The organism is Nostoc sp., assembly GCF_036917375.1.
GTDB lineage: Bacteria > Cyanobacteriota > Cyanobacteriia > Cyanobacteriales > Nostocaceae > Nostoc.
This window is the reverse complement of record NZ_JBALDN010000081.1, coordinates 1-13,863: the sequence shown is the minus strand read 5'-3', so window position 1 is coordinate 13,863 and position 13,863 is coordinate 1. Positions and strand designations below refer to the sequence as shown.

The following is a 13,863-nucleotide window of genomic DNA, read 5'->3' as shown; positions in this document are numbered from 1 at the left end:
TCTATGGGATTGGTTAAAGCTGTTCGTCAGCGACACCGACGCAACGCCTCAAGGTCGCTTGACATTTGGGCATCTGCTTTAACTTGACACCAATGAAACCCCACAGCAGCAGTCATTGCCGAAGTGGATACTCTGATATTCCAGGACAATAGTGGTTTCACTGCCAAAAATTTGCTTCTCACCCAGAATGGCACAAGTTTGTCAATCAGCTTTCAAGGGTATGGTGATACCAGATTTATCCTGGAAAACTTTACCTTAGAAAACCTGGATAACCTCACCAAATCTACTGGAGGCACTGTAGATTTGGGCAATATTCTGTTTTATGGGCAAACTACCATCACCGACAGCTTTGATGTCTTCGATGCCAACTCCACCCAAAGCACTGTCTTTAAAAAAAATACAGTCACCTTTCTAAATGACCTCGACAACAATATTAGTGGATTTGACAATTCAAATGATGTCATCAATGGTCAAGGGGGTGATGACATTATTGAAGGCTTAAGTGGCAATGACTTGCTACGTGGTGGCGATGGCAATGATACTCTCAACGGTGGCGATGGTAATGATACTCTCAATGATCGTATCGGCAATAACACCTTCAATGGCGGCAATGGCGATGATTCTTTAAATTTCGACTCCCTATCTACGTTAGTGACTCAAACAGTAGACGGGGGAACAGGTAACGACAGCTTGTCTTTGAGTTATAGCAGTGCTACCACCGGAATTACTTCGACTTTCGATGCGGCTACTAACATTGGAGTAATTTCTTCGACGGCGGACACAACAGTGTTTAGCTACAAGAATATCGAACAATTAAATATCACAGGTACAAACTACGATGATTATCTTCTGGGAAGCAATGGTAATGATACGCTCCGCTCAGGCAATGGTAACGATACAATAGATGGCGGCGTCGGTGACGATATCTTGGATATTAGTCTTTCAACAGGAAATCACCTCCTCAATGGAGGCGATGGCAATGATTTTTTACGCGCCTGGAGTTACTTTTACGACGAATTCGGAAATTATGTTGTGGGTAGCACCTCTGGCAATAACACCCTCAACGGTGGTGCTGGTAACGATACATTGGATATTTACGGTTCAACAGACAATTATCTATTAGATGGGGGCGATGGTAATGATTTTCTCAATATCCATTATTACACCACCTCTGGTAATAACACCCTCAACGGTGGTGTTGGTAACGATACATTGGATGTTGGCAGTTCAATAGGCAATAATCTGCTTAATGGTGGCGATGGTAATGATTCCCTGATCGGCTCTTCTGACTCAGATAATAACACCCTCGAAGGTGGCAATGGTGATGATACCCTCAGAAGTGATTATGGCGATGCTATCCTCTTCGGTGGCAACAGTAATGATTGGCTTTTTGGAGAAGGTGGTACTGATACCTTTGCTTTCAATAGTTTCGATGAAGGTCTCGATCTGATACGTGACTTCGGTGCGATTAATAAACCGAATGAAATAATTCAAGTCTCGGCTGCTGGTTTTGGTGGTGGTTTATCAGCAGGTGTACTTCAGGCAAGTCAGTTTACACTTGGAGAATCTGCAACCACTACTAGCCAGCGATTTATTTATAACTCCACTACAGGTGCATTGTTCTTTGACCAGGATGGTAGTACAGGCGCATTTACTCAGATACAATTTGCCGGATTATCTGCTGGGTTGTCACTAACAAACAACAATTTTGTGGTTGTTTAATCGCTCATCCTTCATGTAATGCGATGTCTGGCGACAAGCCGCTTCTCTACGTTCGCGCAGCGTCTGTCTGCGACACGCTGCGCGAACGCGTCTACGCCAATATCTAAAATGTTAGCCAATTATGGATACTGTAATTACACCAGAAAGAATCGAGTTACCACCTGGCGCAGTGTTGAAGCTTTTGGGAGATTGGAAAGACTATCAAGTATTGAGTCAGCAACTAGGCGATCGCTCCTCACCTCGCATTAAATATCGGCCTGGAGAAATTTTACTGATGGCACCGCTACCAGAACATGGAAGAGATGCCAGTTTGCTGGCATTGATAGTAATAGCTATACTTGACCATTTAAACTGCATATACGAGTCATTTACGCCCATCACCATGAGCTTGCCAGAAGTTAGTGGCATAGAGCCAGACTTTTGCTTTTACATTGAAAATTGCAGAGCATTCGTAGGCAAAAAAAGAATTGATTGGGAGTCAGATCCACCACCAGATTTAGCAATTGAAAAAGAAATCTAGTTCCCTCCCCTTTATAAGGGGAGGGTTAGGGTGGGGTAAAGCCTATACTTAATTACGAATTATTTTAATCCCTTCGATTTGCGGAACTCCTGGACAACATCTTTAACATTACGTAATTCTCCCTCAACTAAATAGTTTAATTGCCGCATTTCATCTGCCGAAATCTTTCCAGCCAGGGAAGCGATCGCTGTTCTTAATTCGGGATATTTTTTTAAAGTTTCTTGCCGAACAATTGGTGCAGCTTCATAAGGAGGAAAATATTTTTTGTCATCCTTTAGCACCACTACATTCAAGCGGGAAATCTGCCCATCTGTGGAACTACCCGCCACCATATCTACTTGTTTTTGAATCAGAGCACGATATACTAAACCCAAATCCATAATTTGGGGAGGTTTAGCAAAAAGTAACCCGTAGGTTTTAGCTAATCCTGGAAAACCATCTTCCCTTTCCAAAAATTCATAGCCAAAACCTCCACGCCACTGAGGCGTATATTGAGAAGCTTGGGAGAGAGTTTGAATATTGTTACGCTTGGCATCTTCACCCCGGATAATCATCGCAAAAGTGTTTTCAAAACCCAAAGTTGGCATCACTTCCAAATTAAATTGCTCGGCATAAATTTGTTTTAACTTCTGATAAACTTCTTTATGGTCATTAATTGCTTTTTGCTTTAAAATCCCAGTAAAAGATGTGCCGGTGTACTCAATATATGCATCAATTTTTCCAGAAGTAATAGCACTATGACAGATGAAAGAACCACCCAAACGGAAACGACGAGCTACTTTTAAATTAGTTGTCGCCTCAATTTGCTGTGCTAATAGTTCACCTAAAATATCTTGTTCGGTAAAATCTTTGGAAGCAACAACTATATTACCATCGCTACTACTATTTAAATTCGGCGTGCAGGCAGTGATTGCCAATAACAAGGCAAAACTTAAAAAGCAAAGTGTGAAAAATCTCTTCATTAATTTTTAATTTTTAATTTATTCTCTATCCAGCCAATTACAAAGTCAGCCAATAATGCAATTACTGCCGCCGGAACTGCACCAGCTAAAATTAACTGATCGTTCACTACTGATATACCGCGAAAAATAAATACTCCCAAACCACCAGCCCCAATTGCGGCAGCAATAGTTGCAATACCTATGGCAATTACTGTTGCGACTCGCACACCTGCCAAAATTACTCCCATCGCCAAGGGAATCTCAACTTGCAATAACAATTGTCTATCTGTCATTCCCATGCCTCTCCCAGCTTCTCGAATAGCTGGATCGATGCTAGTTATACCTGTGTAAGTGTTACGAATTATCGGCAGCAAAGAATATACAGTCAGGGCAACAATTGCTGGTACTGCACCAATGCCGCCAATTATGGGAATAGGAATGAGTAAGCCAAAAAGCGCCAAACTAGGAATAGTTTGGAAAATATTCGCTATGCCAAGAATTGGCTGACGGAGATAAGTTTTACGTGTAATTAAAATACCTAATGGAATGCCTACAAGGATGGCAATTCCAATTGCGATGCCTACTAGAAATAAGTGTTCTAGAGTATGCTGAAGAATTTCTGGGGCATACTTAACCAGGAAGAAATTTTTCATAAAGTATCTTGCAGAGAACGCAGACATTGGAGAAAGGCGAGGCTTTCCGGGTGTTGCGATCGCATAAATTCATCTCTCGTCCCCAATACTACCAATTCTCCGCCAGACATTAAACCAATTCTCGATGCCAACACAAAGGCTTCTTGAATGTCGTGGGTGACAAACACAACTGTTTTGCCTAACTCTTGCTGCAAATGCCGAAACTCTTGTTGCAGTTCGAGGCGCGTAATTGGATCGAGTGCGCCAAAGGGTTCATCCATCAACAACACTGGCGGATCTGCTGCTAAAGCCCTGGCTACACCAACTCTTTGCCTTTGTCCTCCCGAAAGTTCGTGCGGATAACGTGTGGCGAATTGTGCTGGTTCTAAGCCTATCAATTGCAACAATTCATAAACCCGCGTTTTTATTTGTTTTGGTTGCCAACCTTCTAAAGCCGGGACTAAACCCACATTGCGTTCGACAGTGAAATGGGGAAATAAACCAATTTCTTGAATGACGTAACCAATTTTTCGCCGCAGTTTAATTTCATCCCATTGAGTTGTGGAAATGCCATCAAATAAAACTTCGCCTTGTGTAGGTGTAAATAGGCGATTAATTAACTTCATTGTCGTGGTTTTACCGCTACCACTGCGCCCAAGTAATACCAGTGCTTCTCCTTGACGAATGGTGAAGTTGAGATTTGACACCAATGGGCGATGATTGCGGCTAAAAGTGACATCGCGGAATTCGATGGCGATTTGGTTATTTTGCGGCATGAGTGGCTTTTGGGGGACGCTAGCTATTAGAACTCTTACAAAAGTGCTTTTTGCACTCTCGTGGGAAAAGGTTAAAGGGGAAGGGGAAAATACAAAACCTTTACCCTTTTCCCGACTTTTGCAAGAAGTCTATTGTATTATGTGCTGATTTTGCTAGTGTGCTAACGCCCATTTGCTTTTCCTAAAATTAGTCTGAGTGGCGATCTTCTCCAAAGTAGGGAGTACCTAAAGCTTTTGGGGGTGTAGATTTCCCCACCAATCCTATTAATGCTAATAAAGCGATCGCATAAGGTAGCATGACTAAAAATTGGTAAGGAATATTTACCCCTAATGCCTGAATTCGTAGTTGTAAAGCTTCTGTAGCCCCAAACAGCAAACAAGCCAAAGCACTACCTATAGGATGCCATCTACCAAAAATTAATGCTGCGATCGCAATAAATCCTTTACCAGCACTCATCCCCTCGGCAAAAAATCTTACTTGTACCAGAGTTAAATAAGCACCTCCTAAACTCGCAAGAGTGCCACTAATTACCACAGCTATATAACGAACAAATGGTACTGAAATTCCAGCCGTGTCAGCAGCTTTCGGAGATTCACCTACTGCCCTTAATGTCAATCCAAAGCTAGTTTTAAATAAAATGTATGTAGTTAAAATAACTAAGACAAATAATAAATATACTAAAAAATCTTGCTGAAATAGTAGCGGCCCGATCGCGGGAATATTGGCTAAACCAGGAATTATAATTGTCCCAATTCCAGGTAATTGCTGTGTACTACTGCCACTAAACACTAACCGAGCTAAAAATGATGTTAATCCAGCTGCGACAAGATTAATTGCTAGCCCAGATACCAATTGATCGACACGCAAAGTTACACATAAAAAAGCATGGAGTAATCCGACTAATCCCCCAGCAATTAAGGAAGCGAGGATACCAAGCCAGGGATTGCCTGTGTAGAAGGTGGCAGCAGCACTGGTAAAAGCACCAGTAAGCAACATCCCTTCTAAGGCGATATTTAACACCCCCGATCGTTCCGAGTACAATCCTCCAAGGGCTGCAAATGCTAAGGGGACGGCTAGACGTAAGGTAGCTGTTAAGTAATCGGAGAAGAAGTTGAGATTATTCATAGAGTTATTTTTAAACGCAGAGGAACGCATGAGGGAAGCGCAAAGTATCGCAGAGTTTTCTTTGTGTTCCTCTGCGTTAAACCTTCGCGTCCCTCTGCGTTTTTACTCTTATTTCTCTTTCGACTGCGAGACTGATAGCAATAAATAACACCATAAACCCCTGAATCGCGTAAACCACAGTTACCGGCACACCTGCACTACGCTGCATCACATTTGCACCACTGCGAAGCGCTGCGAAAAACAAAGAAGTCAAGACTACACCGACAACACTACCACGACTTAAAAAAGCGATCGCAATAGCATCAAATCCATAACCTGGGGAAACTTGTTCAAATAGCCTATATTTCAACCCCATCACCTCACAACTCCCAGCCAACCCAGCTAAACCACCCGAACAAGCCATCACCAGCATAATGGTACGTTCAACAGATATGTGGGCATAACGGGCGGCAATCGGGTTAAATCCCACTGCCGTAATTTGATAACCTAGAGGCGATCGCACTAACAATACCCATAGAATACCTGCGGCAATTAAACCGAATAAAATCCCAGCATGGGCAAGGCTTTGGGGTAAGATAATCGGCAAACGCGATGTTTTAGCAATTAATGGCGAATAAGGACTAGGCGCACCTGTTGCCATTAATGGATTTTGGACGAGGTAGCTAACTAAATTTACCGCGATATAGTTTAGCAACAACGTAGTAATTACCTCATTCACTCCGCGCATTGCTTTGAGATAACCAGGAATCCAACCCCAAACTGCACCAAAGAAAAATCCTGCCAAAAGTGCTAAGGGGATATGAATCACCGCAGGTAATCCTTGCACATATAACCCAATTAAAGTACTTCCCAACGCACCTAAATAAATTTGTCCTTCTCCACCGATATTAAATTGCCCAGCCCGCAACGCTACTAACACGCCTAAACTAGCGAACAATAGCGGTGTCATTTTGGTGAGGGTGTTACCAAATCCAAAGTAGGTAGAGAGAGATTCTTGAAATAGAATGCTGTATGCGGTGATAGGATTTGCCCCAGCAATTAGCATAAGGATAGCACCGACGATGAGCGCTGAGGCGATCGCAATCAGCGGTGATAGTATGGGCAGCAATCTAGGATGAATCCGATTAATTAGTGTCAGCACGAGCCTAACCCAATAGAATGCTTGTACTGAGGCATAACTGGGAATATAGAAAACCGCATTTTGAAACTTTCCTAAAGCGATCGCCTTTTCTGCATTTCTCAATGTTATAAGTGTAAGTTCCGAAGTCAGGCAACTTAATCAAATATGGCTTGCCATCTTCTAAAATTAATTTGAGTCAACTTTATGTGGTAGTGTTTCCAGCTTGAAAAATCTGCTCGGCGGTTAAATTCAATTCCGGGAAAGTAGGTGAGATAATGCGATCGCTCCCACGGAACTGTCTGACTTGGTATTCGCCCTCAACTAGTGAATAAATCGATATTGTAGGCTCTTTGGAATTGCCAATGAACGATTTGCCTGCCAGAGCTAGGTAATCTACAATCCAATACTCTAGAATACCAATTTCTTCATACATACCACGCTTAGTATAATAGTCAGTACGCCAATTGGTACTAACTACCTCAATCACCAGAGGAATTGATGCGGACTGAGTAACAGTAGATTCTTTTTTCCACAAAGGTTCATTTACCAGATTGGAGCGATTGATTATTAATACATCTGGAGAATAAGCGGATTCATTTTCAGGTGGTTTTACGAGTGCTGTTTTTGGTATGAAGTAAGGAAGTTTAAGTCGGTCATATTCGATTGGAATTTTTGTAGCTAAAAATCCTGTGATCTCTTCATGATCGCCTAATGGTTGTGTCATTTTTACAATTACTCCATCATGCAGTTCATATTGCCCCCCGTCAGGTTTCCACTGTACAAATTCTTCAAAGGTTACTAGCTTGGTTTTAGGTAAAGCTTGAGTCATAGAGTCACCTTTATGAATTTTTTCTGTTTTTAGTGTTGTTGCTAATATAACCTGAGTTCAAAATAAGCTGAAACCTTGATTCTGGCGTTATTTTTGAAAGCCGGAAACCCTTATTATCTCGTCTAAGCGATTAAGATTAAGACCTTAACCCGAACTGAGGTTAATTAATTCCCCCAGCCATCAACAAACCAATTTCTTCCACCTTCGCCGTAGCTGCATCCAAAATAGCCACAAACTCACCTCTGTAGATTACGGCAATGCGATCGCTCATTGCCATCACTTCTTCTAACTCAGTAGAAATATACAAAATTGCCGCACCGCGATCGCGTTCTGTTAAGATTCGAGATTGGACGGCTATTGTCGCGCCTACATCTAACCCCCTGGTGGGTTGTATGGCGATAATTAAAGCTGGTGATTGTGCCAGTTCTCGCGCTAACACTACTTTTTGTTGATTTCCTCCCGAAAGCTGACTTACTAAGATATCTTTCCCATTCGCCCGAATATCAAACTCTTGCATTGCAGCTTGGGCATGATTAGCGATCGCTTCTGGTTGTAACAAAAAACGGCGACAAAATGGCAGATATTTAAAAGCTTTTAAAATCAAGTTTTGGGCGATGCTAAATTGCAACACCAATCCCATTGTCTGCCTATCTTCTGGGATGTAGCCTACTGAGGAATGCTTGGGCGTAAACTCAATTTTACCCTGCTTAAGATTCCGCACAAGAGCGATGTCTGCGACGGGCTTTGCCAACGCATCGGCTAATTCTCGCTGTCCATTGCCATCAACACCAGCAATTCCTAAAATTTCTCCTGCCCGCAGTTCAAAAGATACATTCTTTACAGCCGGAATATTTCTTTCATCAGCAACTTGCAAATTTTGCACCGATAGGATGATTTCTCCTGGTAATGTCGGACTTTTATTTAACTGGAAAACTACTTCCCGTCCTACCATCAATGTTGCTAACTGCTGAGGTGTTGCCGCTTGAGTTGATGTTGTTCCTACTACCTTTCCCTGGCGCAAAACTGTGACTGAATCACAGAGATTCATTACCTCTTCTAATTTATGACTGATAAAAATGATTGTGTTACCTGCGGCTGCCAATTGGCGCAAGATAGCAATTAGTGATTCTACTTCTGGCGGTGTCAAAACTGCTGTAGGTTCATCAAGAATCAACAATTTTGCTCGACGGTAGAGAACTTTGAGAATTTCTACCCGTTGTTGTGCCCCAACAGATAAATTTTCAACTTTGGCAGTGGGGTCAATTTCTAATCCATAAGCTTGGGATAATGCGGCGATTTCTTGCTGTTTATCTTCTAGATTTAGCCGCCAAGTTTTCTCCATCCCTAAGATGATGTTTTCTGTGACAGTAAGTTTCGACACAAGCATGAAGTGTTGGTAAATCATGCCAATGCCCAATTTAATTGCTTCATTTGGTGAGGTGATTTTTATTGGTTGTTCTTGGAGATAAATCTCACCAGCATCAGGTTGATAGAGTCCACTAATGATATTCATTAAAGTACTCTTACCCGCGCCATTTTCGCCTAGTATTGCATGAATGCTTCCAGATGCAACAGAGAGGTTGATATTGTCGTTAGCAATAAAAGACCCGAAGCGTTTGGTAATATTGTTTAAGCGTAAATAGTTCATATTCACAAAACTGATAGCTCGTAGTGAAGATTCGCGTCAGTTTTACCCCACCCTAACCCTCCCCTTGTAAAGGGGAGGGAACAAGATTCAATATTTCTTATTTCCCACCTTTATAAGGGGGGTAATTTGACTACGAAAGTTTTTAAGATATCTGTATGTTAAACCTACGTGATTGCTTTCTTCACGCAGCGTGTATCCTTACCAGCCTCTTTACAGTCTTCAAAAACGATTTTTTTATTAACAATCTCTTGCTTTGCATTCAATACTTTTTGCTTAACTACTTCCGGTATAATTGCTCCGAATTTACCTAAAAATAAGATGTCTGTTCTTTCTAACCCAATTGTATATATTTGTCCTTTGATTTGTTTTTGTTTAGCTAATTCTGCTATGTAAGCAATAGCTAAATCTAAGCGTTTGACAGCGCTGGTTAAAACAGCTTTTGGTGCAACATCCAATTGATCCTTGGTGTTACCAAAAGCATATACTCCTTTTTCACCTGCTGTTTGTAAGACTGCGGCTGAGGCATTATCTAACCATTGATAGATGACATCAGCACCAGAAGAAATTATTGCCAGAGTCGCTTCTTTAGCTTTAGCAACATCATTCCAATCACCCGTAAAAGTAGAGGTAATTTGGATATTTGGTTTAACAGACTTTGCGCCTAATTCAAATCCCCGCAGTTCTCCCTCGGTAGCGGGAAACTTCTCTCCAGCAATATAAGCTAATTTATTAGATTTAGTTATAGAAGCACCGATAATGCCACATAAATAACTAGCTTGTAAGTGATCTATTCGTAAAGAAGCAATATTCTCAGTCTTGAGATTACCATTTACTCCGACAAAAAATGTGTTGGGGAACTGTGAGGCGACTTGTTCAATTGCGGCATCAAATTGTCCGCCATGCGCGAAGATGAGATTGTAACCTTTACGAGCAAAATCTGTTAATACTTCTGTTTGATCTGCTTGTGCTACTTTTTCGACATAGGCCGTTTCTGCACCCAGCTTTTGTTTTGCTAGATTTATTCCTTCATAACCAGATTGATTCCAGCCTTTATCGGTAATCACTCCAGGAAGAGCGATCGCTATTTTAAACCCTTCAGTCCCACCCGTTGTTGTCGCTGTTGGTGTCGTCTGATTATTACAAGCTTGCAGCAGTAAGCTTGTACCAAACCCTGCTGAACCAAGCAAGATAAATTCACGCCGACTAAAGTTTGTTGTCATACCTCGCCTTCAGATAGCTATTTTAGTTATTTCAACACTCTAAAGTCGGAGGTGGTATTTTGGAAACAATTCTCTAGGATTTATTAAAGACGCGATAAATCGCCGTCTATTGCATTTTATGCAGTTTTAGCATTTTCATCAGATGCTTGTTCTGCAACATTTTTCAAGCGGCTCGATCTGATTTTGCGGATGCGATCGCTATTGCGAACACCACCCGCCATCTCATATTCGCGGCTATCTTTGCCGTACTTGATCGCAACGACCATTAGCATCTTCTCAGAAAGCTGACTCAAGTTTTTTTCCATCTCTTCAATTTCAGTTTTAGAAGAGTCAACCACAGACAGAGCAGTATTATAAACATCAAGTTTGTTGCGTAACTGCTCAATTGACTCAATCAATTTTTCCAAATTATAATTTTCATCAAATTTGACGCTTGGAACAATCGATTTCAGTCCAGCCGATCTTAACTGAGCTTTTTCTAGAACGCGGGATGTACGTTTTTGACGAGACATAAAATTACTCCTTTAAGATGCTGCTAAAGCTAGCTTGGCTTAATTAAACTGCGTTTCGGTTCAGCAGAACTCGCAATTTTTGCTGATAAAATTTTCAGGTTATATCGGTAATTTTTCGGTATTTATCTTCAGAATTTAATTAATAATGTAAAAACGCAAAAGTCAGACCGCTCCCATCGCGACTGACATCGCTCCCGTCACGACTGACATCGCTTCCGTCACGACTGACATCGCTCCCGTCACGACTGAAACCGCTCCTGTCACGACTGACATCGCTCCCATCGCGACTGAGACCGCTCCCGTCACGACTGAAGCCGCTCCCGTCACGACTGAAACCGCTCCCGTCACGACTGAAACCGCTCCCGTCACGACTGAAACCGCTCCCGTCACGACTGAAACCGCTCCAGTTTATTGGGGAGTGCATAGATGAGATGCAAAGCGGCTAGTATTCTGTAGAAAAGACTGAGGGATTTCCAAATAAAAAAATATCTAATTAACTCTTGTGGGGTGGGCCGAAAAGCCAGTGGTGTCAACTTAAGCCAGAAATAGCGTACTCGTTGGGTGTTGTGCGTCCGCCCACCGTTAAAACGGCGGTCTAATAACCCAAGTCCATTAAAATGGACTGTAATCTTCAGTCCTCTTCAGAGGACTTTTGCTATGAGACAGGGATTTTAATCCCTGGCTGGCGGACGTTCGGTTTCACGTTAAGTTGACACCAATGGCGTCTCGCCCGCCCTATGGACTGGGCGCTCATGTTGCCCACCCCACAATATTGGATAATTTATTTCTTGGAATTCCCTGATGCGATCGCGATTTATGGAAAAGCGATCGCAACCCCAGGTTAGACAAATCTAATTGCTGCGCTGCACCCCACAACCGTGAAATACAACCCAAAGACTTTGGGCTTGACAAAAATATAACTGTTAAAATCAGCATAATGGTGTCAAAATGCGAAATAATACACCCAATAAGAGAAAAATGCCAGCCATTGTTAAATTACAACTCTCCTTAGAAACTTTAGCAGAAGCAATATCTTCTCTTGATTTAACAGAAAAACGTCAACTTCAAGAGCTAATTGAGCAACAAATTTTTGAGGACGAAGAAGCGTTGTACGAAGACGATGCAGAAACACTGGCAGAAATTGAAGCAGTTCGCGCTGAGTATAACGATGGTGAGTCCATGACTATAGATGAATATCTTGCTAACCGCTCAGAGCAGAGATAATGAGTTATGCAATCGCTATTTCAAAGTCAGTACAAAAGCAGATTGATAACTTACCCAATGATGTGAGTGAGCGTGTGATTGAAAAAATCCAAAATCTTGCTTTAGAACCACGTCCCGATGGAATTGTCAAGTTAAAAGGTTCTGATAACGAGTATCGTATTCGGATTGGTGATTATAGAGTTCGTTACGAGATTGATGATGAAAGTCAACTCATACAAATTTTGCAGTGCAAGCATCGGAAAGATGTTTATAAAAAAAGTTAGTTTTGAGATGGTCAACGTCAACGCGATCGCTTAGTATTCTGCTGTAGAAAGACCGATATAGGCGATCGCTCATCGACAGTCTAGACAATTTCTTTGATGATTTCATGACTAATTGCGATCGCTCACTCATGGACACCAGAGAGAGTTTGTAAATACGATACCTGGCATTCAGCGCTGTTGTTAGAGAATTGGGTTGAGTAGCTGTAAAAGGCGATCGCACTTCGCTTAAAACTATAAATTTTGCATCCTTTTATACCAATTGACCAAAATCAGCCTACAGATGCAAGTTAAATCTAACTCTCTTAAATTACGAATTACGAATTACGAATTACGAATTATTTCCACCATCGCCCCACATCCACAATCGCACGAGCAATTTCTACCGTTGCAGCTTCATCACCTAATGCAAAGATAACTGGAAACAATGCTTTGATATCTTCCAGCAAATCACGGCGAGTGCGAAGGGATAGCTCATGAAGTGTATCTTGCCAAAGAGGGAAAAGTTCAGCAATAGGCATTTGTGACAAACTGTCAGCTAAGGCACTCAAGGCTTGGGCACGATAATCCTTATCCGGAATCGCCCTGGCAGCAGCAAGGACTTCTAGCAATATATCTGGCAATTTGTTAGCTAAGGCACTCAAGGCATTGGCACGATAATACTCATTTTGAATTGTCCTGGCAGCAGCAAGGGCTTCTGGCAATATATCTGGCAGTTTCTCAGCTAAGGCACTCAAGGCTTTGGCACGATAATCCTCATTCTGAATCGCCTTGGCAGCAGCAAGGGCTTCTGGCAACAACTCTGGTGGCAGTTTGTCAACTAAGGCACTCAAGGCATCAGCACGATAATCCTCATTCTGAATCGCCTTGGCAGCAGCAAGGGCTTCTGGCAACAACTCTGGTGGCAGTTTGTCAGCTAAGGCACTCAAGGCATCAGCACGAGAATACTCATGCTGAATTGCCCTGGCAGCAGCAAGGGCTTCTGGCAATATATCTGGCAGTTTGTCAGCTAAGGCACTCAAGGCATCAGCACGATAACTCTCATGCTGAATTGCCCTGGCAGCAGCAAGGGCTTCTGGCAACAACTCTGGTGGCAGTTTGTCAACTAAGGCACTCAAGGCTTTGGCATGAGAATCCTCATTCTGAATCGCCTTGGCAGCAGCAAGAGCTTCTGGCAACAACTCTGGTGGCAGTTTGTCAGCTAAGGCACTCAAGGCATAGGCACGAGAATCCTCATTCTGAATTGTCCTGGCAGCAGCAAGGGCTTCTGGCAATATATCTGGCAGTTTCTCAGCTAAGGCACTCAAGGCTTTGGCACAAGAATACTCATCCT

At 42.3% G+C, this 13,863-nt stretch carries 14 protein-coding genes and 1 pseudogene; 4 read left to right on the top strand and 11 right to left on the bottom strand.

Annotated elements, in window-relative coordinates; genetic code table 11:
* The first annotated feature begins 123 nt into the window (after window positions 1–123).
* Window positions 124–1,722: a calcium-binding protein gene (locus tag V7K45_RS21575; RefSeq protein WP_335007033.1), complete on the top strand. Its 1,599-nt coding sequence runs from the start codon at window positions 124–126 to the stop codon at window positions 1,720–1,722.
* 121 nt (window positions 1,723–1,843) lie between these two features.
* Window positions 1,844–2,242 (top strand): Uma2 family endonuclease, encoded by a 399-nt coding sequence (locus V7K45_RS21570; protein WP_335007031.1) that lies wholly within the window; start codon window positions 1,844–1,846, stop codon window positions 2,240–2,242.
* 59 nt (window positions 2,243–2,301) lie between these two features.
* Here the strand turns inward: V7K45_RS21570 and V7K45_RS21565 are convergent, their stop codons facing one another.
* The 10 genes from V7K45_RS21565 to V7K45_RS21520 all read right to left on the bottom strand — a co-directional run bounded on the left by V7K45_RS21565 (window position 2,302) and on the right by V7K45_RS21520 (window position 11,982).
* The gene (locus V7K45_RS21565) at window positions 2,302–3,204 is read right to left on the bottom strand and encodes a glycine betaine ABC transporter substrate-binding protein (protein WP_335007029.1); all 903 of its coding nucleotides are present in this window, start codon (window positions 3,202–3,204) and stop codon (window positions 2,302–2,304) included.
* Entirely contained in the window at window positions 3,204–3,836 is a 633-nt protein-coding gene (locus V7K45_RS21560; RefSeq protein WP_335007027.1) for an ABC transporter permease, read from the bottom strand. Before V7K45_RS21560 ends, V7K45_RS21565 begins: the two co-directional genes overlap by 1 nt.
* Window positions 3,833–4,591, bottom strand: a complete 759-nt coding sequence (locus V7K45_RS21555) for an ATP-binding cassette domain-containing protein (RefSeq protein WP_335007025.1) — start codon at window positions 4,589–4,591, stop codon at window positions 3,833–3,835. The genes V7K45_RS21560 and V7K45_RS21555 overlap by 4 nt, the downstream gene beginning before the upstream one ends.
* A gap of 187 nt (window positions 4,592–4,778) precedes the next feature.
* On the bottom strand, window positions 4,779–5,717 hold the full coding sequence (locus V7K45_RS21550; RefSeq protein WP_335007023.1) for an ABC transporter permease: 939 nt from the start codon (window positions 5,715–5,717) through the stop codon (window positions 4,779–4,781).
* Between the two features lie 76 nt (window positions 5,718–5,793).
* Complete coding sequence (locus V7K45_RS21545; protein ID WP_335007035.1) at window positions 5,794–6,858, bottom strand: ABC transporter permease; 1,065 nt, start codon at window positions 6,856–6,858, stop codon at window positions 5,794–5,796.
* A 181-nt stretch (window positions 6,859–7,039) separates the two neighbouring features.
* Window positions 7,040–7,666: a Uma2 family endonuclease gene (locus tag V7K45_RS21540; RefSeq protein WP_335007021.1), complete on the bottom strand. Its 627-nt coding sequence runs from the start codon at window positions 7,664–7,666 to the stop codon at window positions 7,040–7,042.
* Between the two features lie 160 nt (window positions 7,667–7,826).
* Window positions 7,827–9,314 (bottom strand): ABC transporter ATP-binding protein, encoded by a 1,488-nt coding sequence (locus tag V7K45_RS21535; protein ID WP_335007019.1) that lies wholly within the window; start codon window positions 9,312–9,314, stop codon window positions 7,827–7,829.
* 164 nt (window positions 9,315–9,478) lie between these two features.
* Window positions 9,479–10,534: a BMP family protein gene (locus V7K45_RS21530; protein WP_335007017.1), complete on the bottom strand. Its 1,056-nt coding sequence runs from the start codon at window positions 10,532–10,534 to the stop codon at window positions 9,479–9,481.
* A gap of 116 nt (window positions 10,535–10,650) precedes the next feature.
* Entirely contained in the window at window positions 10,651–11,046 is a 396-nt protein-coding gene (locus V7K45_RS21525; protein ID WP_335007015.1) for a hypothetical protein, read from the bottom strand.
* Between the two features lie 750 nt (window positions 11,047–11,796).
* Window positions 11,797–11,982 (bottom strand): hypothetical protein, encoded by a 186-nt coding sequence (locus V7K45_RS21520; protein ID WP_335007012.1) that lies wholly within the window; start codon window positions 11,980–11,982, stop codon window positions 11,797–11,799.
* Window positions 11,983–12,024: 42 nt separating this feature from the next.
* Between V7K45_RS21520 and V7K45_RS21515 the strand changes: the two genes are divergently transcribed.
* Both V7K45_RS21515 and V7K45_RS21510 read left to right on the top strand, forming a co-directional pair.
* Window positions 12,025–12,270, top strand: coding sequence for a hypothetical protein (locus V7K45_RS21515; RefSeq protein WP_335007010.1), 246 nt, complete (start codon window positions 12,025–12,027; stop codon window positions 12,268–12,270).
* Window positions 12,270–12,533, top strand: coding sequence for a type II toxin-antitoxin system RelE family toxin (locus tag V7K45_RS21510; protein ID WP_335007008.1), 264 nt, complete (start codon window positions 12,270–12,272; stop codon window positions 12,531–12,533). The genes V7K45_RS21515 and V7K45_RS21510 overlap by 1 nt, the downstream gene beginning before the upstream one ends.
* 335 nt (window positions 12,534–12,868) lie before the next feature.
* On the opposite strand, the pseudogene V7K45_RS21505 reads toward V7K45_RS21510, so the two are convergent.
* Window positions 12,869–13,863 (bottom strand): annotated as a pseudogene (locus tag V7K45_RS21505) (hypothetical protein); the annotation flags it as partial.